Raw genomic sequence first — 23,708 nt, 5'->3', positions numbered from 1 at the left:
GCCGCCTCCGTCACCCAGTCGCCGGCTCTATCAACGACACCCCGTTCAACCCCGCAACAATATCCGATAGCGCCGGCACGAACTTCTCGCCATGGCCGGTGGTAACCGCCGTGGCAAAGCCGTTGCGCACCGCCGCGCCGATCGGGTTGGCGATGCCGGCGGCCTGGGCGAAGGAGGCGAGGTAGGTCATGTCCTTGAGCGCGTTGGCGATGGCGAAGCGCTGGGCGTTTTCGTTGCGGTTGAGGACGAAATCGAAGAAGGCCTGGTAGAAGCCGCAATCCATGCGGCTGCCGGAGATGACGCTGTTGAATACCTGCGGCGTCAGGCCGGCCTTGGCGCCGAGGCTCAGCGCTTCCGAATAGATCGCGGAATAGCCCATCGAGATGAAATTGTTGAGCAGCTTCATGGTGTGGCCGCTGCCGGTTGGGCCGGTGTGGACGATTCTCGCGGCGAAGGCTTCGAGCACCGGCCGTGCGCGGGCGACGATTTCGGCCGGGCCGCCGACCATGACGTCGAGCTTGCCCTCGGCGGCTTCCTTGGGCGTGCGCGCCAGCGGCGCGTCGATCAGCGTCATCCCCTGCTCCGCGAGGTCGGCGGCAAGCGCTGTCGTCGATGACGGATTGGAGGTCGAGCAGTCGATGATCAGCAACGGCTTGGCTGCCGCGGCAAGGCCGTCCGCGCCCTTGACCAGCGCTTCGACCTCGCGCGAACCGGTGACGCAGAGGATCACGATGTCGCAGGCGGCGGCGAGTTCGCGCGGGCTTGGCGCTTCGGTGGCGCCGGCGGCGATCAGCCGGTCGGCGGCCGTGCGGCTGCGGTGGACATGCACCGTCAGCGGCCAGGCCTTGCGCAACAGATTGTCGGCCATGGCGGCGCCCATGCTGCCCAGGCCGATGAAGCCGATGCGTTCTTTCATGCAATCCTCCCATGGCTCGTGCCAGCGGGCCGAACTTTCGTCGCCTTGCGGCGGGCACCCGTCGATGCAATTCTTTGAATAAGATTCGGCCTTCGAACAAGAATCGAACCGGAGTGCCACCGATGGCGGAGCCCATGACTTTCGACGCCATACCGCAGGCGCCCAACCTGCGGACGGGTCTGGTCAACACGCTGATTGCGCAGATCGAATCCGGTGACCTTGCGCCGGGGCAGCGGCTGCCGACCGAGCAGGAGATTGTTGCTGCCACAGGCGTCAGCCGCACCGTGGTGCGCGAGGCGCTGGCGGCGCTGCGTGCGCGCGGGCTGATTACCACGCGCCAGGGGCTCGGCGCCTTCGTCGCCAAGGATCCGCCGCCGAAGACGTTTTCCGTGCTGCCCGACGATCTCGAATCGATCGACGAGGTACTGCGCGTGCTCGAACTGCGCATGGGCATCGAGGTCGAAGCGACCGGCCTTGCCGCCGAGCGGCGCAGCGAGGCGGCGCTCCAGCAGATGAGCGCGCGGCTCGATGCGCTGGAAGCGGCGGTGCGCGCCGGCGGCTCCGGCTCGGAAGAGGATTTCGGCTTCCACCGCGCCATTCTGGCGGCGACGCAGAACCCGAATTTCACCCGGTTGTTCGACACGTTCGGCAGCGCCATGGTCCCGCGCCATTGGACGCGGCTCGACCGCATGACGGAGGCCGAGCGGGAAAAATATCTCGACCGCATGCAGCGCGAGCATCGCGCCATTCTCGGGGCAATCGAAGCCAGGGACGTCAATGCCGCGCGGCGCGCCATGCGCAGCCACCTGACCAAAAGTTATGCCCGCTTCGAGGATCTGCGCGACAAAGCTGTTCACGATTAGGGAGCAAACCACGGTTGACGGACTGCTCATCCGGCGACCCCGCCGAGATAGAGTTCGCGCATCAGCGACATGTTCCTCCCGGCTCCAAATCGTTGCAGTCTTACCGGGTTGTCATACAACCCTGTGATCTGGTAAATCCCAGGAAGAGGGATGTCAATCGCGTTGCCATGCGGTATGAGGCTCCCGAAATCAGAACCGTCATCAAAGCCGCAAGTCAGGAAGCAAAATGCAGTCACGGAAATTTGGCCGTACGGGCAGATCAGTCACCGAGATCGGCTTCGGCGCCTGGGCGATCGGCGCCGCCTGGGGCGAGGTCAATGAAGACGATGCGGTCGCCGCCCTGCATGCCGCGCTTGATGCCGGCGTCAGCTTCCTCGACACCGCCGACGTCTATGGCGACGGCCGTTCGGAAAAGCTGATCGCACGGGTGATGAAGGAACGCGGCGGCGCGCGCCCGTTCATCGCCACCAAGGCCGGACGGCGGCTGCCGAAGCAGACGGTCGAGGGCTACAGCGTCGAGAACCTCACCGGCTGGATCGACCGCAGCCTGAAATACCTCGAGACCGACACGCTCGACCTGGTGCAGCTGCATTGCCCGCCGACCGATCTCTATTACCACCCGGAAGTGTTCGAGCGTCTCGACAAGCTCGCCGAGCAAGGCAAGATCCGCAATTACGGCGTCAGCGTCGAGCGTGTCGAAGAGGCGCTGAAGGCGATGCAATATCCCGGCGTCGTCAGCGTGCAGATCATCTTCAACGCCTTCCGCCAGCGCCCGGCCGAGCTGTTCTTCGACCAGGCGAAAAAGAACGATGTCGCCGTCATCGCCCGCGTGCCGCTGGCCAGCGGCCTGCTGTCCGGCAAGTTCAGGGCGGACACCAAGTTCGAGACCACCGACCATCGCCTGTTCAACAGGAATGGCGAAGCCTTCGATGTCGGCGAGACGTTTTCGGGCGTGCCCTATGAGGTCGGGCTGGCGGCGGTCGAGAAGGTGCGGCCGCTGGTGTCAGGCGACACCACCATGGCGAAATTCGCGCTGCGCTGGATCCTGATGTTCGATGCGGTGACGGTTGTCATTCCCGGCGCCCGCAATCCAGCGCAGGTGGTTTCCAATGCGGAAGCGGCTGAGCTTGCGCCGTTATCCTCCGAGTTGATGGCCAAGGTGAAGGCGGTCTACGATGAGAACATCAAGCCCTACGTGCATCAGCGCTGGTGAGCCAGCGCCTGCCGCCCTCGACCGGCTGACTGACCAGAGGTCAGCCGGGGCAAATTGCGCTCGTCGTTACAAGCTGTGCAGCGGATCCTGTGATCCACCGGTCATTTAATCGGCCGTGCCGCTTGTTATTGTGCAGTGCAGCAACGATATTGCTGCGTGTGCGTTGTGTGCACGAGTCTGCCCATTCCGGCGCGCAAGGATACCAATTTGCGAGACATATCCGATACGATCGCCCGGCTGAGCGCGATGCGCCGCCGGCCCGCCGGTGCAGGACAGAGCAAGGAAGATCACCTGTCCGAGATGACAGGGTTCGGGTCCAATCCGGGCGCCTTGCGTGCGCGGCTTTATCTTCCTGAAAACCTGCCGAAGCAGGCGGCGCTGGTCGTGGTGCTGCATGGCTGTACCCAGACTGCCGCCGGCTACGACCATGGTTCCGGCTGGACCGAACTTGCTGCCGATCAGGGTTTTGCCGTGCTTTTCCCCGAGCAGCAGCGCGCCAACAACGCCAATCTTTGCTTCAACTGGTTCGTGCCGGGCGATATAAGCCGCGACAGCGGCGAGGCGCTGTCCATCCGCCAGATGATCGAGGCGGCGGTGGTCACTCACGGTCTCGACCGCAAGCGGATATTCGTCACCGGCCTTTCCGCTGGCGGCGCCATGGCGGCGGTGATGTTGGCGACCTACCCGGACGTGTTTGCCGGTGGCGCGATCATTGCCGGGCTTGCCTATGGCAGCGCCTCGACCATCCCCGAAGCCTTCGACCGCATGCGTGGCCATGGCGGCCCGTCCAGAACCGACCTGCAGCGTCTTTTGCGGGCTGCTTCGCTGCACAAGGGGCCGTGGCCGAGGATTTCGGTCTGGCAGGGCTCGGCCGATACGACAGTGGTGCCTTCCAATGCCGACGCGGTGCTGGCGCAATGGCAGGGCGTGCACGGCCTCGCTCAAGCGCCGACACGCACGGAAAAGGTCGACGGTCAGAGCCGAAAAGTCTGGTCCGATGGCAAAGGCCGCGACGTGGTCGAGGCATACAGCATTGCCGGCATGGGCCATGGCACACCATTGCAGGCGAGCGGCGACAATGCTCTCGGCAAAGCAGGGCCGTTCATGTTGGATGTCGGGATTTCCTCGACGCGCCACATCGCCCGTTTCTGGGGGCTGACGAAGCCAGAGGTACGACGCACGGCGAAAGCCAAGGCCGCTTCAGGCACTGCATTGCAGCCTTTCTCGCCGAAGGAAAAACCGCGAGCTGTCCGTGTCGATCCGGCCCCGGAGCCTGTCAATCCGCCAGGCGGTCCGGCGGGCGGGATTACCAAGGTCATTGAGGACGCGCTGCGGGCAGCGGGATTGATGCGCTGAGGCTGAGGCTCCCCCCGCACAAAGGACAAGGGCAAGCGCCAGCATCATTATCGCAGCAGGCCTTCGTCCTCGAACGCATCCCAGCCCTTCAGTCCGGGCGGCGGGCCATCCGTGTCCCGGGCGTTCCTCGCAGTGCGAGCCTGCCCGGTGCCCTTTCCCGCGCGCGTCAGCGCGGCCTTGCCCGCGCCGCGCCGCCTGTTCTCGGCGACCTCCTGGACATCCTGCTCTCTCCACACGGTTGCCAGATCGCGGTCCAGGACGTCCTCGATGTGGCGCGGGTCGAAAACGTGGAAGGTGACAGACTTTGATCGCCCACGCATCTTGACGGTGCGTGTGCCGGTGCTTTGCAGCCGACCGTCCTTGAGCCATTTGTGGCGCTCGCGCGAAGAGATCGTAAGGATATCCTCGACCTCGCGTGGAAGCACAGGCAGCGCTTCCACTCCCTCCAGTGTTTTGGAGATACTGGCAGAGGCGGCCTTGAACGCTTCCGCTTCGGATCTCGACATTCGCAATGCGATGCGGCCCGTCTCGGCCTTGACGTGCTTCCTGACTGCCCATGGCAGCCGGGCTCTGACTTCACGTTCGATCCCCTTGGAGCGCACGGCGGACCCGAGTGTCGCTGACGGCGACAACGGCCATTCGGCAATCAGTTGCGGGGACGGGCTCATGCTTTCCTGGGGCTGGGTTCGTTGGTTCGACGTTAACACGGCGAGAGCCGGTCAAGCCAAGGCAACAGCGAAAAGGGGCAGGTCCGATGAGAACCCGCCCCTTATGGCCGAATCTGAACGTCGCTTTCAGTGCGCCGACAGCACCTTCGGCCCCGCCGCCGTACGGCGACGGGGCTCGATGATCAGAGTGGGCTGGCGTTGCGCGTTCTGTCGCGCTCGGCCTCGATGTCGGTGTAGGGGTCGGCATTGGCATCGAAGCCGGTCCAGCCCCCGGCTTCATAGGCGCGTCGGCGGTCTTGCAGATCGACCGAGTTGGATTCGCCAAGAATACGCTCTGCCTCGTCGGCGAGTTCGTCGCTGACCCTGGCGGTCACCATCGTGCCACCGCGGCGAACGCCCTCCGCATAGACATGCGCATCCCTTTCGGGGACGCCTGACTCGGTCAGCGCCCCGACGATGCCACCGGCAGCGCCACCGACGACCGCGCCGCCAACGGCGCCGACCGCGGTGGCAGCCAGCCATCCTGCGGCCACGACAGGACCGACGCCAGGAATGGCCATGATGCCGAGCCCTGTCAGAAGCCCTCCGGCGCCGCCAATGACGGCTCCGAGACCGGCGCCCCCGGCTGCATCCTCGGCGGCGTTGGAAGTGTCGCCGTCGTCGTACCAGTCGTCCGAATTGTTGGCGACGATGCTGATGTCGGCCTGCGGCACGCCGATTGCCTCCAGTTCGCCGACGGCATCGGAGGCATCATCGTAGTTGTCGAAAAGTCCGGTTACGGTTTTCATGGTCTTGATCTCCTCGATCTGGTTCAGAGGTTCAGTTGGCGCCGGCAACGACGTTGCCCTGATAATCGAGCGCCACGGTCGTGGTCTTGCCATCCTTGGTGGCCTGACCGCGCCAGATGCCCTGGTCGTCTTTGGTTAGCTTGGACACGCCGGAGAAGCCGGCATCCTGAATGCGGCTCTTGGCCTGATCCTCGGTGAAGCTGTTGGCACCCGGGACCGGGGCGGCCGGATTGGTGGTGTCGGTCGTGCTCACGGCAGGGGTGGTGGAGCTGGTGGTCGACGATGCATTGTCAGCGGAAGCGATCTTCTCGACCATTTCCTGATGCATTTTGAGCGTCGGCAAGGTCTCGGAGGCGAAGGTCTTCAGCTGCGCGTTGTCGCCGTCCTTGGCATAGCTCTCGAACAGCGTGACCGCCTCCGAATGCGCATCGCGCTGCATCTGGACATAGGGCTTGTCGACGGCATCGTTGGCATTCTGCAGAGCCTCCAGATCGGCCTTGTGCTTGGCGTCCAGCTCCGTCGGCACTTTCAGCTTCTGTTCGCCAGCGATGGTCGCAAGCTTGGCGTTGGCGGCGCCGTGATCGTCGATCATCTTCTTGGCGAAATCCTTGACGCCTTGATCCTGGGCCTTGCCTTCTGCGATCTTGCTGGAGTCCACTTCGAACAGGCCGCCGATGGCAGCCTTGTCGACAAAGTCCTGAGCGCTGTCGGCGGCGAAGGCGGGCAGGGCGAAGACCATGGCAGTGGCGGTGGCCAGCGAAGCTAGAAGAACACGTGTTTTCATGGACAGAGATCCTCGTTGGGGCACACATCGTGCTGTGAGCCTAACCAGTGCGGCCAAGCTTTGTTCCGCCGCCCAAGCGTTATAACCGGGAGGGTCGATGCCGCGATGATGGCCCCTCATCCTCGGCTTTTTGCGCCTTTGCCATGTCGACGCTGAGGACAGCGGCCGGCTCGACGGGCGCCTTGCAAGTCGATCAAAAAGGGAAACGAGGCCCTTGGCCGCCGGCAAATGAACACCGCCCGCGGTGGCCTATCGAGGTTCAGCGATCGTTGCGTTCGAGGCGGCGCGCAACCTCTGTTTGTGCGACCTGCAGCAGCGTGTCTATTTCGAACATCGCCGCCGCATGGCCGCCGTCGCGAATGACACGGCGGGCGCGGTGGAGCAGGTCGGAGACCGTCCGCAGCGTTTCAGCATGGCTCGATCGATTCGACAAATGCGTGCCCTCCATCAGCCACAACCGTTGGATCGGGAGAGTGTTCCCAAAGTTGGCGGCCGGCCCGGCGAATGACCGTGACGGCAGGCAGCGGAACCATCCTTGTCCGTTGGCCGTTCCCCCTGCCTCAACGAAAGGAACAGCCATGGCCGAGAACGACACCCCGAAGGACACCCCGAAGGACACCCCGAAGATTTCTGCCCGAGAGGCCCAGGAGGCCCTGGAGAAGCAGGTCGCATCGCTGAGGCGCGAGATCAGCAAGATCAACCGGACGCTTGCCGACCGCGCAGAAGATGCCGTCGGCGAAGCCGGCGGCTGGTACGGCAGCGCGACCGAGCGCGCGGCACGGGCAACGCAGCAGCTGAGATCGCAGGCGCAGACAGTGTCCGAAGCCGTCCAGCAAAATCCCGGCACCATCAGCAGCGCTTTCGTGCTTGGCGGCATTGCCGGGTTGTTGATCGGCATGCTGCTCGGGCAAAGCCAGGAACGCGACCGAAGCTGGTTCTAGTGGCGTATCTTATGACTATTGCGCCCGCCGGCTTTGCTGGCGGGCTTTGTATGGACGCCAGATTACTGTGGCTTTGAGTGAAAAACTCCCCGCTCGGGTAAACGGGATTTGTGGTCGGCGCCGCCCGCGCGGCGCCCCCCGCGCGGCGCCCTCGACAGGTGAGTTGAGTTTCCCTGCCGCGGTCGTATGTTGTTGACCGCAGTGGAGGATCACAAATGCCCATTCGACGCAAAGCCACCGAGGCCGGCGTTTTGCAGCCATCCGAACTCGAGCTGTTGGGCCGTGTATTCGAGCAGCTTAAGCGCGACGGTCAGTCGCCCGAAGCACGCGACGCCATCGCATCCCGGATTATCGCGAACTATATGGCCGGCGTGGTCGACGAAGCCGAGCTCGTCAGTCTTTCGAGGCAACCGCTGGGCCGGTAGTGCGCTTTCCATTCCGGGTTCAGAAGAGTTTCAGGTCGTCAAATCAGAGGGATAAGGCAATGCCGGCTGACCCACCGATAGAGCGACGGTCGCATATCCGTGATCTTGTTCTGAAGGAAGCGACAATCCGCGTTGGCGACGCCAGTATCAATTGTCTGGTTTGCAACCAGCACGCTCACGGTGCGGAGCTGCGGGTGAAGGCCGATATCGCAATCCCCGACCGTTTCGTCCTTCACGTGCCTGTCGATCATACCAGCTATCGCGCCGTGGTGCGGTGGAGACGGAACGAGCGACTTGGGGTGCAGCTTGATTCGGGAAGGCAGGCGTAGAGGGCGATAGCCGGGACGGATGCAGGGTTGATGGGACAAGGCAGGGCTCGTTTGCGGCACGAACGCTTCTTTCTATGCTACTTGCGATTTGCAATCAGTTGCTATAGCGTCTGACTGCTTGCAAATTACAAGCGGTTAATCCGTGAACCGACCATGTGAAGGCGCTGCTTATGGCCAAACTTATCTTGGGAATGAACGTTTCCATCGATGGCTATGTCGATGACCTTGCCGGAAATCTGGTCATGGGCGCACCAAGCCAGAAGCACTTCGAGTACTGGATCGAGACGATTCGCAACCATGCCGGCGCTGTGTATGGCCGCCGGATGTACGAGGTCATGCGCTATTGGGACGATGATCACGCGGAATGGGATGCTTCGCTTCGCCAGTTCGCGACACTCTGGCGCAAGCTGCCCAAATGGGTCGTTTCGCGCACACTTTCACGGGTAGGCCCCAACGCCACCCTCATCTCCGGAGATATTGAAACGCAGATTCGCGAGATCGCGGCCCGCACGGAGGGTATCCTGAGCGTTTCCGGTCCGGAACTGGCCGGTCTTATGACCGGGCTGGGCCTGATTGAGGAATATCACCTGCACGTGAGGCCGTTCGTGCTCGGCAAGGGCAAGCCTTTCTTCCACGAGGCAAGGCCTCCGCTGCAACTGGTGTCGAGCACATTGATCGATGACGATACGGTTCATATGATCTATGTGCCGCGAGGCTGAACGATAAGGCGCTTCAGCGCCAACATGCGAACCAACACGTACGTCGCAGTGGGCCTGGTCCCGGCCTTCGCACCGAGGTCTCACATGTCAGCTTGCGTGCTGGGTACCCAAGCAGCAGAGGGTCTGCTGTCGGCCGAAAATCTGCCGGTCAGCAATGCGCCCCATGCCGGTCAAAGAGGCCTTGCCGCCGTTCCTCCATAAGTAGACATTGCAGACCTACAAGGACATCGCTTTTACGCCCGAAGCGCCGCTTCGGTTGGTCCTTCAGTGACCTGGCGGCCCAAGGGCGTCGTCCTCCACCGCCCGCCCTCGTCCGCAACTCACCGTTGCCAGCGGCTCTGCTCCTGGCCTTCCCGCGATGACCGAGCGGGTAGTGAAACATCATGGTCAAGCCTGAAAAGCAAGGTCCAACCTAGCCGCCTTTCCAGGCCTGCGTCATCATCGTCCAGCAGTTCAGGATCCTGCGTGCGCCAGCCGGGTCCGTCGGGTCGGCCGGCCGCACAGTTTTTTTCATCCCGCTGGAACATTGGCGAAGGAATGCAGTTGGGGTCGCTGCAGATGCCGCCGCGTGGTGCCTGTGGGCGATTGGTGGCAACACCTGATCGGCCGCCGCTCCTTTACGAGGCGGCTTAGCGTGTGAGCCAATCCTGCAGCAAAGGCCTTGGGATTGGAACGACCAACAGGAGGCAGTCATGAAGCACCAGACACTCGATCAACTCCAGTCAGTCGCGGACATCAGTCCACTATCGCCGGCTCTGCTGGCTACAAGGACGCAACGGATAGAGCGGTGGGCGGAACTGCTCTATCGAAATCCGACGCGCTCCCTTGTGGCTCTCACCGGGACTGAGCATCTGCATCCCTCTGTCCGCGGAGAAGCGCGCGCGGTCGGATCGGCGATCAGTGTCGCTTTTGACGATCCACTGCTGCGTGCATCGGGCATGCAATCGGATACCTACGGGGAAGCCAGACGCTTCTTCGAACTCTCCGATTGGCAGTTGCATGAGATCGTCTGCAGTTGCCACACCGGCGCCACCATGCAGGCTGGCTGGGCCGCCGGGCGTGTCCGCAGGGTTCTCAATGGGAGCAAGATATTGGCTTGGCTGAGAAAAGGATTCATGCCGCACTGAGACACAGCGCTTGCGCCTGAAGAAGCATGCAGGCTCCAGCAGAGATTGCGTCGGCTCCGCGAAGGCATGGCTGACCTCAATGGAGTAGGGCGGCCGAGTTGCTTGCGACTTCAGAAATGACGTTCACCATTGCTTAGTGGACCTCGTCAGGGTGATCGGCAAGTTCGTGAATAGCGAGTACCAGCGCCAGTTTCGACCAACCGGTCGGCAGCGCCCTCGTGACCAAGCGGGGTTACTTATCCTCGGTGCGTCACATGTGCGCTTCGTCAGCGGTATAGCCTGCCAATCCCTCCACAGCCGTTTTGACGCTGCGAAAAGCTCGAGGCGTGAGGGGGCAATTTAACCCAGGAATCCCGAAAAACGGACCTTCCGCTTTCGGCCCCGAAATTGAAATCCGAGGCACCCCGCCATCACCCCGGAAAGATCGTAAACCCGCCATCGACGCGGAGCACCTGCCCATTGATAAATCGTGCGCGGGGGCCGGCTAGAAAGGCCACCGCCTCGGCGATCTCCTCCGGCTCGGCATAGCGGTTCAGCGACTTCTTGCTCGAATCCATGCGCTCCGGATCGACCGTGCGGGTCGCCTGGAAGCGTGCCGTCTTCGTGGCGCCTGGGCTGACCGCGTTGATGCGCACGCCGTCGTCGATCAGTTCCTTGGCGAGACAGCGCGTGTAATGCACGACCGCGGCCTTCAAGGTGGAGTAAACGACCTCGGGCGAGCAGCCGAGATGTGCCGCCGCGGAGGCGATGTTGATGACGGAGCCGCCGCCGCGCTGCTTCATCGGCGGCACGAAGGCCTGGCAGACCAGCATCGTGCCGATCAGATTGTTCTCGGTGAGCACGCGGATGTCGTCCAGTTCGATGTCGAGGGCGTTGTTCGGGTTCGGCTTGCCGCCCTTGGCGCCGATGTCGCCGCCAGCGCAATTGACCAGCACATGGACGTCGCCGAGATCGGCCTCGATCCTGCGCTTCATCTCGGCCACCGCCTTCTGGTCGCCAATGTTGCCGGTCACCGACGTGACCTTCGTGCCGTGCCGCTTCAGGCGCTCGACCACTTCGCCGAGATTGGCGAACTCGCCGTACTTCGCCGGCGCTTCCTCGTCCATGTCGTGGATCGCGACATTGGCGCCGAGTTCGGCCAGGCGCTCGGCCATCACGCGGCCGAGGCCACGGCCGGAGCCGGTTACGAAGGCGGTCAATCCATCGAGTTCACGTGCCGTCATCGGATATTCTCCATCAAACCAAATTTGCGCATGTTGGCGGCGCTGCGCCGGATCATGTCGAGCTCATAGGAAACCAGTGAGACGTCGGCTTCGCGCTCCCAAGGCGTGCGGTAGTCGGCATCGTCGGGCAGCCGGTTGCGCTGCGCGGCCGCCAGGCAGGCGGCAAATTCGCGTGCCGTCTTCGGGGGATAGCCGCGCCACCAGTCGTCGCTGAGATAGCGGACATGCCGCGCCTCCAATGCGCCCGGTTCGAGGACGGCGGTCAGGCGATCATGGTGCTGGGCAAGAATTGCAAACAGCTCGGCGAACGGCACAGCACCGTCACCGATGGCGCAGCGGATCAGCCGGTAACCTTCGGTCGTGAACTGCACGCGGTAATCCTTGAGGTGGACATGGCGGACATGGGGGGCGATCGCGCGCGTGAAATCGAGCGGCGCTTCGCCGACCGGGAACGTGTTGCCGGTGTCGAAGGTGACGCCCACACTGTCACCACCGAGGGCGCAGAAATCGACGAGTTCCCGGCTGGTAAAGTCCTGGTGGTTTTCGATCGCAAGGACATACCCTTCGGCATTCGCGCGGGGACCCCACTCCACCAATCGCCCCCGAATGATGCCGGCGTACTCGCTCCATTTTTCGCCGGCGGCGTTGCGGTCGCCGCAGAGAATGGGCGTCAGCGCCGTGCGGATGATTTTGGCCTTGAGCAGGCGCGCGGCCCGAAAGGCATCGTCGAGCGGTTCGCCCACCAGCAGGCCGCCGCTGACGACCGGCGCGATGCGAAGGCCGGCGAGCCGTTCGCGCAGCGCGATCACCGCGTCGTCGGAAAGCTCGGTCAGCCATGGCACCCAGATCTCCAGCACGCGCGCGCCGAGATCGGTCGCGAGCGCGATGAAACCTTCGAGCCCCGCAGGTCTAGGATTGGCGCGTGGCGTGCCGCGGCCCTGGAGGCCGAGATGATAGGTCAGGCCGTAGGGGTTCAGGCCGACCTCGAGCATGAAGCGATCCTTTGAGTCAGGTGTGGTCATCGCAGGCCGGCATCCACGGTGATCGACTGCTTGGTGATCATGCGGCTGTCGTCGGCGGCGAGGAACAGCACCGTGCGCGCGATCTCCTCGCCGAGCAGAATCTTGCGGATCACCTGGCGCTGCACGACCTGGTCGACCGAACCTTCGGTCTTGTACCAAAGCTCCCGCTGCCGGTCGGTGATGACGGCGCCCGGCTCGATGGCGTTGACGCGGATGTTGTCGGGGCCAAACGCCCGCGCCAGCGCGAAGGTCAGCCCGACCACCGCAGCCTTGGCCGCCGCATAGGGGGCCATCTCTGACGCGCCGAAACGCCAGGCGATCGAGGAAAAATTGACGATCGAACCAAAGCCCACTTCCTTCATGTGCGGATGCACGCCCTGGGCGGCAAAGAAGTGGTGCCTGAGGTTCACATCCTGGGCATGGTCCCATGTCGCCTGGGTCACGTCGGCGACCGGCTGGCGATTGTCATCGGCGGCGTTGTTGACCAGCACCGCGACAGGCCCTAGGCGGTCGCGCACCGTGCCGATCGCGGCCTGGAGGGCGGGGATATCGGTCACATCGCAGCGCAGGAACAGGGGCGCGTGCGCTGCCGCGGCGGCGAGTTCCCGCGCGAGCGCCTCGCCGGCCTCCTGCTGCAGATCAAGAAACGCCACTCGTGCGCCATTGGCGGCGAAGGCGCGGACCGTGTCGGCGCCGATGCCCGACGCACCGCCGGTGATCAGCACGACGCGCTCGGACAGGCTCGGATAGGTGGCGAAGGACAAGGCGGAACTCTTTTCAAATCAAGCTTTGGTCAGATCGGGTCAGATCAAGCGTTTGGTCGTCGGGTCGAACAGGCACGCACGCGCCATGTCGATGCCGAGCGTCACCGTCTCACCCATAAGCGGCGTGCCGTCGGGCTCGAAACGACCGGTGATCTCCTTGCCGCCCAGGCGCAGGACGGCCATGGTCTCCGCGCCTGTCGGCTCGACCAACTCGACCACGGCATCGATCTGCGCGATGCCCGGCTTGCGGCGCGCAAGATCGGGATCGAAGCGGTAGATGTGCTCGGGACGGATGCCGAGCACAAGCTGTCGCGGCGTGTCGGATGGGAGCGCCTGGACGATCGGCAGGCTGGCCGTCTTGCCGTCGGCGGTCTGCAGGACAACAGTGCGGCGACCGCCTTCCTGGCTCAGTTCGGCGGCCAAAAAATTCATCGCCGGCGACCCCATGAAGCCGGCGACGAACATGTTGGCCGGACGGTTGTAGATCGTGGCGGGATCGTCGAATTGCTGGACCTCGCCCTGATGCATCACGGCGATGCGCGACGCCAGCGTCATCGCCTCGACCTGGTCGTGGGTGACGTAGACGGTGGTCTTGCCGACGCGGTGATGCAGCTTCTTGATTTCGGTGCGCATGTCGACGCGCAGCTTGGCATCGAGATTGGAGAGCGGCTCGTCGAACAGGAACAGTTTGGGATCGCGCACCAGCGCCCGGCCCATGGCGACGCGCTGGCGCTGGCCGCCCGAAAGCTGTCCGGGCTTGCGCCCTAGCAGCGGTTCGATCTGCAGGAAGGCGGCAACCCGCTTGACGGCCTCGTCCTGCTGCGGCTTCGGGACGCGGCGGCTTTCCATGCCGAAGGTGATGTTCTCGCGCACCGTCATCGTCGGGTAGAGCGCGTAGGACTGGAACACCATGGCGATGTCGCGGTCCTTCGGCGGCACCGAATTGACCAGCCTTCCGTCGATGCGGATCTCGCCGGAGGTAACAGATTCGAGCCCGGCGATCATCGCCAGCAGAGTGGACTTGCCGCAGCCGGACGGTCCGACCAGCGCGATGAACTCGCCGTTCCGCGCTTCGAGATCGATGCCCTTCAGCACCTCGACCGCGCCGAAGTTCTTGCGCAGCGATCGGATGGTCAATGTCGACATGCGATGCCCTTCTTGGCGGACGGGACGATCGGCGACAGGAGACAGGCTCCGCTCACTGGATCGCGCCTCACTTGACGGCGCCTCACTTGATCGCCCCTTGGGTCAGGCCACGAACGAAATACTTGCCGCCGAAGAGATAGATCAGCAGCGGCGGCAGCGCGCCGATCAGCACGGCGGCGCTCATGACATCGTAGGCGCGCACATTGGTGCCGCTTGCCGTCAGCGCGACGAGCGCTGCCGTGATCGGCTGTTGCTGCCCGGAGGTGAAGACGACGCCGAACAGATATTCGTTCCAGATGCCGGTGAACTGCCAGATCACCGTGACGATCAGGATCGGCGAGGAGAGCGGCAGAATGATCTTGCGGAAGATGCGCCAGAAGCCGGCGCCGTCGATGCGCGCCGCCTTGATCAGGTCGTCGGGGATGCTGACGTAGTAGTTGCGGCAAAACAAAGTGGTGAACGAAATGCCCTGGATAACGTGGATGAGGACGAGCCCGTAGACCGAATTGCTGAGGCCGAGATTGCCGAGGATGAACGCCCACGGCATCAACGAAATCTGGCCCGGAATGAAGACGCCGAGCAGCATGCAGGTGAACAAAGCTTCCGAACCTCTGAAGCGCCATTTCGACAGGATGTAACCGTTCATCGCGCCGACCGCCGTCGAGATGATCGTGGCCGGGATCGTCATCTTCAGGGAGTTGTAGAAGTTGCGCTGCATGCCCTCGCAGGTGCCGCCGATGCAATATGTGCTCCAGGCCTGGCCCCAGGCATCGAGGCGGAAGCTGCGCGGCAGCGAGATCAACCCGTTGCGCGCGATCTCCTGCTGGTCGCGGAATGAATTCAGCACCACCACCAGCAACGGGACCAGGTAGATCGCCGCGAAGACGACCAGCAGCCCATAGATGGCGAAGCGGGTGAGAAAATGCCGGCGCGACGCGACTGCGGCAGCGCGACGGTCGAGCGACTGGTCCAGGGAGACGTCAGCCATGGCCGGCTTCCTTGCGCCGGCGCCAGACCACCCAGAATGAATAGGGCACCAGCACCACGGCAACAGCGGCAAGCATCATGATGGCGGCGGCCGCACCTTCGCCGATCTGGCCGCGTTGGAACATCAGGTCATAGACGTAGATGGCGGGGAAGGTGGTCGAGATCCCCGGGCCGCCTTTGGTCAGGGCCGCCACGAGGTCGAAGGTCTTGATGGCGAACTGGATCTGGATGACGGCGACCGCCAGGAAGATCGGCGCAATGGTTGGCAGAAGCACCTTGCGATAGATGCGGAACGTCGATGCGCCGTCGATCTGCGCGGCCTTGACGAGGTCCTGATCCACCGAGCGCAGGCCGGCCAGGAACAGCGCCATGGCAAAGCCCGAGGCCTGCCAGACACCGGTGATGATCACCGCGTAGATCGCATAGTGCCGGTCGCTGGCGAGTGCGAAACTGAAGCTCGCCCAGCCGAAACCGCGCACCATGGCCTGGATGCCGTCGGTCGGATTGTAGAGCCAGCTCCAGACCGTGCCGGTGACGATGAAGGAGACGGCCAGCGGATAGAGGAAGATCGTGCGCCAGGCCGCTTCGCCGCGCACGCGCTGGTCGATCAGGATCGCCAGCAGCAGTCCCACCGCCATCGAGCCGACGATGTAGAAAGCGCTGAAGAAAAACAGGTTGTTGTAGGCGATGTTCCAGCGCCGGTTCGCCCACAGCGACGCGTAGTTCTCGAGGCCGACGAAGCCGTAGGTCGGCAGCAGCGAGGAGTTGGACAGCGAGATATAGAGCGTCCAGCCGGTGAACACGAAGACGTAGACGAAGCTCGCCACGAGTGAGGGGCCGAGCACGAGCAAGGGCATCGCGGAGCCCAGCCGCTCGCGCCAGGGGCGGGCGGGCGTCGGTACCGACAGGATCAGGTCTTGATTTGACATTCAGAGTACAGCATTGGCAGAGCACGGGACTGAAAGGGAGGACGGCCGGGCGGATAGGCATCGCGCCCGGCCATTCCCGTCTATTTCTGTGCTTCCGCCGCGTCGGCCATCGCATTGGCGCCATCCTCGGGCGACATGTCCGGTGTCGCCACGAACTCGGTAATGGAGTCCATGATCGCGCCGCGCATCTTCTGCGGGATGGTCATGTTGTGCGCCATCGAGCGGACCAGCGTGCCGTCCTTGATCGAAGCCTGCAGATCCTTCTGCGAGAGCTGCTGGCACGGATTGAAGCCCTTCGACAGATCGATATCCAGGCGTGCAGGGATCGAGCCCTTGGCCTGGTTGAAGACCGTCTGGAAGTCGGGCGACAGGATCAGGCTGGCCAGCAACTTCTGGCCGTCGATGTAATCCTGGTCCTTCTGCTTGAAGAACACGACCGAGTCCGAGTTGAGGATGAAGCCGGGTTTGCCCCAATCGGTCGGCGCCTGGGCGCAGACATAGTCGGTGCCTTCCTTGAAGCCGGCGGCGGTCAAAAGGCCGATCGTCCAGTCGCCCATGATGTGGAACGCCGCGTCGCCCTTGCCGACCAGCGCCGACATCGAATCCCAGTCGCGGCCGACCATGCCCGGATCCATGTATTTGCTCGTCATCAGGCGCATCTGCGTGAAGGCCTTGACCATTCCCGGGCTGCGCATGGACTCGACATCGCCTTCCACAAAGGCCTTACGGTAGAGATCGATGTCCTGGCCGTAGAGCACGACCTCGAACACCGTCGAATCCGTCCAGTCGGCGGTCGAATGCGAGATGCAGATCTTGCCTGTGGCGACGATCTTGTCGCAGGCGGCATTGAACTCGGCCCAGGTCTTGGGCATTTCCGCCACGCCGGCCGCCTGCATGACCTTGGGCGAGGCCCAGAGCCAGTTGATGCGGTGGATGTTCATGGGCGCGGCGACCCATTTGCCGGTCGGCTTCATCACCGGAAGCAATTCCGGCGCCACCACTTTCTCCCACCCTTCCGAGGCCGCCAACTCGTCGAGATCGGCGGTCATGCCGGTCTCGTTCCATTCGGCGATCTCGGGGCCCTTGAGCTGCACGGCAGGCGGGGCATTGCCGGCGATCACGTCGGCGCGCAGCTTGGCCAGCGTATTGGCGGTGTGGCCGGCGATCGAGGTCTGTTCCCATTTGCCGCCCTTGGCGGTGAACATCTCGCCGAGCTTGGCGATCGCCTGGGCGTCCGATCCGGTCGCCCACTGGTGCAAAAGGTTGGTCTTGGGTTCGGCGAAGGCTGTTCCGGCGAAAAATGTGCACGCAGCAGCGGCCGCAAGCGCGGTCATGACGGACTTCATCGTTTCACTCCCATATCGTGTTGCACGGTTCGTCTCGACCGCTTATGGCCGCGGTTTGAAGCCGCCGCCGGCGAGATGCGTCAATCTCGAGTTCTTTCCAAGATGACATATTGGAGCTATCAGTCAACGATGTTTATGTTGAGCCATGACAAAACCTTCGCTTAGAACCTGGCTGATCGACAGACCCTCCGCGTCGCCGGAGAGCATGATCGTGCGCTGCCTGAGTGAGCGCGGTGCGCTCTCCGCCTTGCAGATCGCACGCGCCACCGGTCTGGCGCGCTCGACGGTGTCAACCGCGCTTAACGGCTTGAAAAAGTCTGGAATGGTGATCGAAGCCCCGACCAGCCGCGACGGCATCCGAGGCATCGGCAGGCCAGCCGCCGCGGTGACGCTCAATCCGACAGCGGGCACCTGCGTCGGCATTCACCTGGCTCTTCAGCAGATACGGCTCATCGTCGCCGATGTCTCGCATTCCGTCATTGCCGAACAAAATATTCCAATGGCGCTGGACTACCAGCCGCAACAGGCGGCCCAGGCGGTCAAATCGGCGATTGCCCAATCTTACAGGGAAAACGGTCTGCCGGTGGCGGGGCTCCTGGGGGTTGGTGTCTCCGTCTCCGGCCCTGTCAGCCGCGATGGAGTGGTGCTGCGCGCAAGCATGGTTCCAACATGGGCCGGCGTCAACATACGAGATGTGTTCGGACCCGTTCTGGAACAGCCGATCTTCGCCGACAACGAGAGCAACTGCGCGGCCATTGCCGAGCTGATGTGGGGTGCGGCCGTCGGCCAGGACGATTTCGTGCTGTTCAAGATCGATCTGGGTGTCGGCGGCGCCATTGTCCAGCATGGCCGGCTGGTGACGGGCGTCGCAGGCGGCGCCGGCGAATTCGGGCACATCAGCATCGATCCCGGCGGCGACCTTTGCCGCTGCGGCAATCGCGGATGCCTGGAGCTCTACGCGAGTTTTACCCGGCCGCTGGAACAGATTTCGCGTGTCGTTGGGCGGCAAGTCACCATGGACGATGTCATCGCCATGGCCGAGCAGGGCGACGTCAGGGCGTTGCGGATGATCGAGGATACCGCCGAGATCGCCGGCCGGGGTCTCGGCCTGATCGGCTCGGTGCTCAATCCGCCGCTTATCATCATCGGCGGCCACATGGCTTTGGCAGGGGACATTCTGTTGACGCCGCTGATCGCGTCCTATGCACGCCACACGCTGATCAAGTCCCGGGATGTCGCTCCCGCGCTGCGCACGCGCATCATCGTTGGCAGGCACACCGAGAACGATGCCTTGCTGGGCGCGGTCGGCCTCGTTTTGAGACACCAGACGAAGGAACTGTCGCTGGGGTGATCGTCAGGACCAGCCTGTGCTTGTTCAAGTCAATTGCACGTGTCCGCAGCCTTGAGCGCTTCGGCGCGTGACGATTTGGGCAAATCCGCGATCCGCCGGACAGAAGCGTAAAACCTTGGATAGTCGCCCGAACACAGGTCGAACAAGCGAAGAAAGGCCGGAACCTGTTCACCGTAGACAGAAGTTGCCGCGAGCTTGGCGTTGTTGATCGGGGCAGCGAACCAGGCGTCGTATCCCCGGTATCCCGCCCAGTGCTTGTCGCGCATCTGCCGGTAGCGCGCCCGCAACCGGTCGATGGTTGCTGCCTTGGCGGCCGCCATCTTTTCCGGGGTGCGGGGACTACCATAGACCTGCCTTAGCTCGTCGCGCGTCTTCGCCACCAGTCCAAGAAAATCGGCGCTGCGCTTGCGATCGGCTTCGTAGCGGCGCAATCCGGCCCGGTCGCCGGCGGCGCGGAGCCATTTCCTGACGCCGCTGGTTTCGACGGCAACGGCGAACGCCTCGTTGAATGCGGAATCGCCATCCACATAGAGGCGCTGATGCGCCAGTTCATGAAAAACAAGGCTTGCGAGATAGGTGTCGTCCTGACGCAGCATGGTGCTCAGCAGCGGGTCACTGGACCAGCCAAGCGTGGAATAGGCGGTGACGCCCGAGACATAGACGTCCAGGCCCTGCCTTTGAAGTTCGACTGCGTTCTCAGTCGCGGATTTCCGGGAGAAGTAACCCCGGTATGGAACGCAGCCGAAAACCGGAAAGCACCATGTTCGTGGCGCCAGCGAGAATTGCGGCGCGGCAAAAACGGCCCAGGTCACGGCGTCGCGATGGATGTCGACATAACTGCGGTAGCTGTTGTTTTCGGGCAGTGCCAGTTCATCCGTCGCAAACCGTCTTATGGCGCTGGCCGACGTCAATTTGGCGCGCAATGCCTCAGGCGTCGAAGGATCACGGATGAGTTTTCCAATATTTTTGCGGGCGGCCATGATCTGCGCGTGACCCTGCAACGACTGCGCGTAGTAGGAAATGGTCGTGCAGCCGGTCGCCCCGGACGCGATGATCGCCGCGGCAAGCATCTGAAGAACGCGCTTCACTGTTTGCCCACCCTTGCCCATCTCCCCATGCAGCAAACGTCCTGGTCACCCTCAAACAGGAGGCACCGGTTTCCGTCAAGAGCTGCAGGGTAGGGGGCGACACCGACCTGGGCAGGGCGATGCGGCCATTCGCCTAGGATTGACGAAAGTCCGCCGCAGGGCGGAGCGAGCGAGATACGGACCGTCCGTCGAGGCGCGGTTCTCCGAAGCTGCCGCGCGCTACTGGTCCGAAAACTTCACGCTCACGCCGCGCTGGCGAAAATAAGCCTGCATCAACTTACGGCCCGAGCGGTTGTTCTGCGCCAATTTTGCCGGATCGAACACCGCCTGTTTTGCGCCCTCTCGTGTCAGCGCTGCCTTGAGCGTCGCGATATGGGCGTCGATGTCGGCATTGTCCGCCCGCAGCGAGGCATAGATACTTTCGGTCGCTTCGGCCACAGTCGGTTCGCTCACAGATGTCGTCCTTTGGTTGGTTGGGCGGCGGCTTTACCACAGATTTGCGGCTCCGACGATATCGACCGAACCGTCGGAGCACAGCGCCCAGGGAGCAAAACCGCAAAACGTATGTATTCGGCCCTGCTAAACATTGCCCGGCAGGCGAATGGGTCTAACTATCGTTAGGAAACGGGGGGAATCAGGTGGCTGCCAATCGTCGAAACGACATCTCATCGTCCGAGCGAGGGCTAGGACGGATTCTTGCGGCAGGCAATGCCCATCCGCGCACAGCTCTGCCTACCGTGGCAACCATCGTCACGACAGTAGCTGCGCTGTATTTCGGTCGTGAGGTGTTCCTTCCCATTGCCATCGCGCTGCTTTTGACCTTTGCGCTGGTGCCGATGGTCTCCGCACTGAAGCGTGTCGGCTTGCCTCGGCTGCCCGCAGTGCTTCTGAGCGTCATTGGCGCATTCGCGGCCCTGGGCCTGTTCAGCTTCATTGTTGCGACCCAGGTAAGCGAGCTTGCTCAGAACATTTCCGTCTACCAGACAAACATTCTGACCAAGGTGCGTTCCCTCAAGGAGACGGGGGTGGGTGGCGGCATAATTGCCAGGCTGAGCGGGGTGATCGAGCGTGTCGGTCAGGAGATCGACAAGCAGGATGTGGCGCCGCCTGCGGCCGACAAGCCCCGGCGCGAGCCTGTTCCCGTCGAGATCGTCGCCCGCGAGAGACCTCTGGAGGTATTGCAGAACATCATCGGACCGTTGATCAGCCCGCTGGCATCAGCTGGCCTGATCATCATCGTCGTCATCTTCATGTTGCTTGAGCGCGAGGATCTGCGCGACCGGTTTATCCGCCTCGTCGGCTATGGCGACCTCCATCGCACAACGCAGGCATTGCAGGATGCCGGCAAACGGGTTGGCCGTTATCTGATCATGCAATTGGTGGTCAACATCGTCTACGCGATACCAATCGCAATTGGCCTTTGGGTGCTCGGCATTCCCAACGCGCTGCTGTGGGGGTTGCTGGCACTGGCGCTGCGCTTCGTTCCCTATATCGGCCCTGTTATCGGCATGCTGCTGCCCTTGTTTCTGGCCTTGGCGGTTGCGCCCGGCTGGTCGCTGGTGCTGTGGACCGCCGCCCTGTTTGTCGTCATGGAATTGGTAACCGGCAACGTCATCGAACCGTGGCTCTATGGCTCGCGCACGGGACTTTCTCCTTTGGCAATCATCGTTGCGGCAATTTTCTGGACATGGTTGTGGGGGCCGCTCGGCCTGGTCCTTTCGACGCCGCTGACAGTTTGCCTCGTCGTCCTCGGGCGACATGTTCCGCAGTTCGAATTTCTCGACGTCCTGTTTGGCAACGAGCCCGTCCTTGAATCTCACGCCCGGCTCTATCAACGGCTCCTGGCCGGCGATCCCGACGAGGCCACTGACCATGCCGAGGAGATCCTCGAGGAGAAGTACCTGATCGATTTCTACGACACTGTCGCCATTCCTGCTCTCCTGTTGGGCGAGCAGGACCGCATGCGTGGCGTGATGGGCGATCAACAGCGAAGGCAGGTGGCGGCGAGCGCCCAAATTCTTGTGGCAAATCTTGCTGACGATGCACAGGAAGAGGCAAGCGAGGAAGATGCGCCGGCAACCACCGCGGAAGGGAGCGCGAGCAGGGAAACAGATGGCGTCGAAGAGGAAGAGATCGAGCTGCCCGACGGCAAGGACATGTCGGTGCTTTGTGCCGGCGGTCGCGGCGAACTCGACGATGCCGCTGCCGCCATGCTCGCTCAGGTGCTGGAGGTGCAAGGTGCTACGGTGGCGAAGGCCAGTTTTGTCGATATGGAGCCGGCAGGTATTCGTCGTCTCGAACTAGAGGCGATCGACACCGTCGTGGTCGGTTTCCTGAACCGGGATTCGCTCAAGCATGCCCGCTTTCTGGTCCGGAGACTGAAGCGCGCCAAGGCAGGTTTGAGAATTGGGATTGTGTTCTGGTCAGACGCGGAGCAGGGCGATGTCGGGCAAGAAAGGCAAGCTTTGGCCGCCGACATCAGCGCCGATTTCGTAGCCCACGGCATGGTCAACGCTGTGCTTGGCGCACTTTCTCCAGCGCCGGCCGTTCCCCTCAAAGTCGTTTCGAAACGCCGCGATCGACGCCGTCCGGCCCCTCGAAAACGGATCCCGGCCCAGGCAACGGCCGCAACAGCCTAGCCGCACCGCCATGTCTCAGATTGCCGCGCCGGCGCTGGAATGCCTGGTGAGACGGCAAGATCGTCCCCCACTCGCAAGCCATGGAACAATCTCGCGGCCTTGCGGTTCCTAACGTCGAAGGAGACCCCCATGCTTAGATTCCTTATCCGCATTGGCGCGATCTATGCAGCGTTCCAGATCGGCAGAGAGTTCGGCCGCAAGGAGACCGAAGTCGTGCTCCTGCCGCCGCCCGTTGACTACGAGCGGCACCCGACGTCAAGAAACGAAACCGAGTTCGGAGAGACATAGGACTGCTCAATCTGTCCGGTCGATCTGGCCCATGCTGGCGCGCGGGGCGCATTATCGTGCGAACGGACCGGCCACTTGGCTGTGCCAGGATCGATCCTCGCAACGCAATAAGCCGCTATCTCTGCCGTTCAAACGCGGCACAGCGAGGTTGACCGTGCGTCGAGGAATGAGTCTCTCTCAGATCCTGGCGTTGAGCCGATGGAGAAGGCATGATCAGCACGGGCAAGGCACGACCCTAAGAAAGTGGAAGGGAAGAAGCACTGGTGCTGTCAATTGCCAGGGAGACCGGCATCACCGAGGATCACGGGCGCGACCTTGTTCGCCTGATCGGCACCGGCCGCAATTCGCTGCTCCGTGAGGCGCGGCAGCTGCTCCGGCAGCGCCTGGCTAATTTAGACCAAAGGTGCTCAGAGCACGGCTATCCCGTCGCCTTATGCTGCCCGGCGGTCATCGCTTTGAGAGCCCGGACCACCTCTGCAGGTCCGGCGGGTTTCATCACTCTTACGCCAGACGAGAACGCTTCGGGGGTTTCCTCGAGCCCCAGGCCGGAATAGACGATGAAAGGAACCGCCCGCCCTGCCAAGGTTTTTGCCGCGTCAACAGCCTCGCCGTCCGACAGCCTGACGTCCAGGATCGCTGCGGCGGGGGTATGGTCCGCAAGAAAACGTTTCGCCTGGGAACATGTCGCCGCCAATGCCACGGCAAAGCCCGCCTCCGAAAGAGTGGACTCCATATCCAGTGCTATCAAGGCTTCGTCGTCGACGACAAGGACCAAGGGTTTGCCCATGCGCGGATG

At 63.0% G+C, this 23,708-nt stretch carries 26 protein-coding genes; 11 read left to right on the top strand and 15 right to left on the bottom strand.

Going from position 1 to position 23,708, the window contains the following annotated elements:
• Positions 1-10: 10 nt before the first annotated feature.
• Positions 11-1,036: an NAD(P)-dependent oxidoreductase gene (locus NLY44_RS17225; protein WP_280790950.1), complete on the bottom strand. Its 1,026-nt coding sequence runs from the start codon at positions 1,034-1,036 to the stop codon at positions 11-13.
• 2 nt (positions 1,037-1,038) lie between these two features.
• Between NLY44_RS17225 and NLY44_RS17220 the strand changes: the two genes are divergently transcribed.
• From NLY44_RS17220 to NLY44_RS17210, 3 genes are all read left to right on the top strand, one after another.
• On the top strand, positions 1,039-1,779 hold the full coding sequence (locus NLY44_RS17220) for a FadR/GntR family transcriptional regulator (RefSeq protein WP_023704152.1): 741 nt from the start codon (positions 1,039-1,041) through the stop codon (positions 1,777-1,779).
• 226 nt (positions 1,780-2,005) lie between these two features.
• Positions 2,006-2,992, top strand: coding sequence for an aldo/keto reductase (locus NLY44_RS17215; RefSeq protein WP_023804648.1), 987 nt, complete (start codon positions 2,006-2,008; stop codon positions 2,990-2,992).
• Positions 2,993-3,199: 207 nt separating this feature from the next.
• Complete coding sequence (locus NLY44_RS17210) at positions 3,200-4,348, top strand: extracellular catalytic domain type 1 short-chain-length polyhydroxyalkanoate depolymerase (RefSeq protein WP_023804649.1); 1,149 nt, start codon at positions 3,200-3,202, stop codon at positions 4,346-4,348.
• Positions 4,349-4,395: 47 nt separating this feature from the next.
• Here NLY44_RS17210 and NLY44_RS17205 read toward each other — a convergent pair whose 3' ends face one another.
• The 4 genes from NLY44_RS17205 to NLY44_RS17190 form a co-directional block, all read right to left on the bottom strand.
• Complete coding sequence (locus tag NLY44_RS17205; RefSeq protein ID WP_031195548.1) at positions 4,396-5,016, bottom strand: hypothetical protein; 621 nt, start codon at positions 5,014-5,016, stop codon at positions 4,396-4,398.
• Positions 5,017-5,198: 182 nt separating this feature from the next.
• Positions 5,199-5,804 (bottom strand): general stress protein, encoded by a 606-nt coding sequence (locus NLY44_RS17200; protein ID WP_023704148.1) that lies wholly within the window; start codon positions 5,802-5,804, stop codon positions 5,199-5,201.
• A 31-nt stretch (positions 5,805-5,835) separates the two neighbouring features.
• Entirely contained in the window at positions 5,836-6,588 is a 753-nt protein-coding gene (locus NLY44_RS17195) for a DUF4142 domain-containing protein (protein WP_023671088.1), read from the bottom strand.
• A gap of 259 nt (positions 6,589-6,847) precedes the next feature.
• Positions 6,848-7,036 carry a hypothetical protein gene (locus NLY44_RS17190; protein WP_023671089.1) on the bottom strand — a complete coding sequence of 63 codons (189 nt, stop codon included), beginning with the start codon at positions 7,034-7,036 and terminating at the stop codon, positions 6,848-6,850.
• Between the two features lie 130 nt (positions 7,037-7,166).
• Here NLY44_RS17190 and NLY44_RS17185 point away from each other — a divergent pair, with 130 nt between their 5' ends.
• The 5 genes from NLY44_RS17185 (at position 7,167) to NLY44_RS17165 (ending at position 10,129) form a co-directional block, all read left to right on the top strand.
• The gene (locus tag NLY44_RS17185) at positions 7,167-7,529 is read left to right on the top strand and encodes a hypothetical protein (protein ID WP_023804651.1); all 363 of its coding nucleotides are present in this window, start codon (positions 7,167-7,169) and stop codon (positions 7,527-7,529) included.
• Positions 7,530-7,744: 215 nt separating this feature from the next.
• Positions 7,745-7,954, top strand: coding sequence for a hypothetical protein (locus NLY44_RS17180; protein ID WP_023671091.1), 210 nt, complete (start codon positions 7,745-7,747; stop codon positions 7,952-7,954).
• Positions 7,955-8,013: 59 nt separating this feature from the next.
• Positions 8,014-8,283, top strand: a complete 270-nt coding sequence (locus NLY44_RS17175) for a PilZ domain-containing protein (protein WP_023726509.1) — start codon at positions 8,014-8,016, stop codon at positions 8,281-8,283.
• A 170-nt stretch (positions 8,284-8,453) separates the two neighbouring features.
• Positions 8,454-9,002, top strand: coding sequence for a dihydrofolate reductase family protein (locus NLY44_RS17170; protein ID WP_023804652.1), 549 nt, complete (start codon positions 8,454-8,456; stop codon positions 9,000-9,002).
• 692 nt (positions 9,003-9,694) lie between these two features.
• Positions 9,695-10,129: a hypothetical protein gene (locus tag NLY44_RS17165; RefSeq protein WP_023671095.1), complete on the top strand. Its 435-nt coding sequence runs from the start codon at positions 9,695-9,697 to the stop codon at positions 10,127-10,129.
• Between the two features lie 410 nt (positions 10,130-10,539).
• On the opposite strand, the gene NLY44_RS17160 is transcribed toward NLY44_RS17165, so the two are convergent.
• The 7 genes from NLY44_RS17160 to NLY44_RS17130 all read right to left on the bottom strand — a co-directional run bounded on the left by NLY44_RS17160 (position 10,540) and on the right by NLY44_RS17130 (position 17,546).
• Positions 10,540-11,352 carry an SDR family NAD(P)-dependent oxidoreductase gene (locus NLY44_RS17160; protein WP_023710874.1) on the bottom strand — a complete coding sequence of 271 codons (813 nt, stop codon included), beginning with the start codon at positions 11,350-11,352 and terminating at the stop codon, positions 10,540-10,542.
• Complete coding sequence (locus NLY44_RS17155) at positions 11,349-12,344, bottom strand: sugar phosphate isomerase/epimerase family protein (protein ID WP_023804653.1); 996 nt, start codon at positions 12,342-12,344, stop codon at positions 11,349-11,351. Before NLY44_RS17155 ends, NLY44_RS17160 begins: the two co-directional genes overlap by 4 nt.
• A gap of 26 nt (positions 12,345-12,370) precedes the next feature.
• The gene (locus tag NLY44_RS17150) at positions 12,371-13,138 is read right to left on the bottom strand and encodes an SDR family NAD(P)-dependent oxidoreductase (RefSeq protein WP_023726514.1); all 768 of its coding nucleotides are present in this window, start codon (positions 13,136-13,138) and stop codon (positions 12,371-12,373) included.
• 39 nt (positions 13,139-13,177) lie between these two features.
• Positions 13,178-14,284 (bottom strand): ABC transporter ATP-binding protein, encoded by a 1,107-nt coding sequence (locus NLY44_RS17145; RefSeq protein ID WP_023804654.1) that lies wholly within the window; start codon positions 14,282-14,284, stop codon positions 13,178-13,180.
• Between the two features lie 82 nt (positions 14,285-14,366).
• The gene (locus NLY44_RS17140; RefSeq protein ID WP_023671100.1) at positions 14,367-15,272 is read right to left on the bottom strand and encodes a carbohydrate ABC transporter permease; all 906 of its coding nucleotides are present in this window, start codon (positions 15,270-15,272) and stop codon (positions 14,367-14,369) included.
• A complete protein-coding gene (locus NLY44_RS17135; protein WP_023804655.1) occupies positions 15,265-16,200 on the bottom strand; it encodes a carbohydrate ABC transporter permease in 936 nt (311 codons plus the stop codon). Before NLY44_RS17135 ends, NLY44_RS17140 begins: the two co-directional genes overlap by 8 nt.
• Before the next feature lie 80 nt (positions 16,201-16,280).
• Positions 16,281-17,546 carry an ABC transporter substrate-binding protein gene (locus NLY44_RS17130; protein ID WP_023710878.1) on the bottom strand — a complete coding sequence of 422 codons (1,266 nt, stop codon included), beginning with the start codon at positions 17,544-17,546 and terminating at the stop codon, positions 16,281-16,283.
• A gap of 145 nt (positions 17,547-17,691) precedes the next feature.
• Here NLY44_RS17130 and NLY44_RS17125 point away from each other — a divergent pair, with 145 nt between their 5' ends.
• Positions 17,692-18,897 (top strand): ROK family transcriptional regulator, encoded by a 1,206-nt coding sequence (locus NLY44_RS17125; RefSeq protein ID WP_023804656.1) that lies wholly within the window; start codon positions 17,692-17,694, stop codon positions 18,895-18,897.
• A gap of 29 nt (positions 18,898-18,926) precedes the next feature.
• Here NLY44_RS17125 and NLY44_RS17120 read toward each other — a convergent pair whose 3' ends face one another.
• Positions 18,927-20,006, bottom strand: a complete 1,080-nt coding sequence (locus tag NLY44_RS17120; RefSeq protein WP_031201330.1) for an aminopeptidase — start codon at positions 20,004-20,006, stop codon at positions 18,927-18,929.
• Positions 20,007-20,204: 198 nt separating this feature from the next.
• Positions 20,205-20,438, bottom strand: coding sequence for a hypothetical protein (locus NLY44_RS17115; RefSeq protein ID WP_023686482.1), 234 nt, complete (start codon positions 20,436-20,438; stop codon positions 20,205-20,207).
• Between the two features lie 185 nt (positions 20,439-20,623).
• On the opposite strand from NLY44_RS17115, the gene NLY44_RS17110 reads away from it, so the two are divergent.
• Positions 20,624-22,624: an AI-2E family transporter gene (locus NLY44_RS17110; protein WP_023686481.1), complete on the top strand. Its 2,001-nt coding sequence runs from the start codon at positions 20,624-20,626 to the stop codon at positions 22,622-22,624.
• Between the two features lie 129 nt (positions 22,625-22,753).
• Positions 22,754-22,912 carry a hypothetical protein gene (locus tag NLY44_RS17105; RefSeq protein WP_198028931.1) on the top strand — a complete coding sequence of 53 codons (159 nt, stop codon included), beginning with the start codon at positions 22,754-22,756 and terminating at the stop codon, positions 22,910-22,912.
• Between the two features lie 418 nt (positions 22,913-23,330).
• On the opposite strand, the gene NLY44_RS17100 is transcribed toward NLY44_RS17105, so the two are convergent.
• Positions 23,331-23,699: a response regulator gene (locus tag NLY44_RS17100; protein WP_023747091.1), complete on the bottom strand. Its 369-nt coding sequence runs from the start codon at positions 23,697-23,699 to the stop codon at positions 23,331-23,333.
• Positions 23,700-23,708 lie beyond the last annotated feature (9 nt).

The sequence above is a fragment of the Mesorhizobium sp. C089B genome, from assembly GCF_030323125.1.
Lineage (GTDB): Bacteria > Pseudomonadota > Alphaproteobacteria > Rhizobiales > Rhizobiaceae > Mesorhizobium.
Note: the sequence above shows the minus strand (reverse complement) of the source record. Positions and strands in the feature narration are given on the sequence as shown.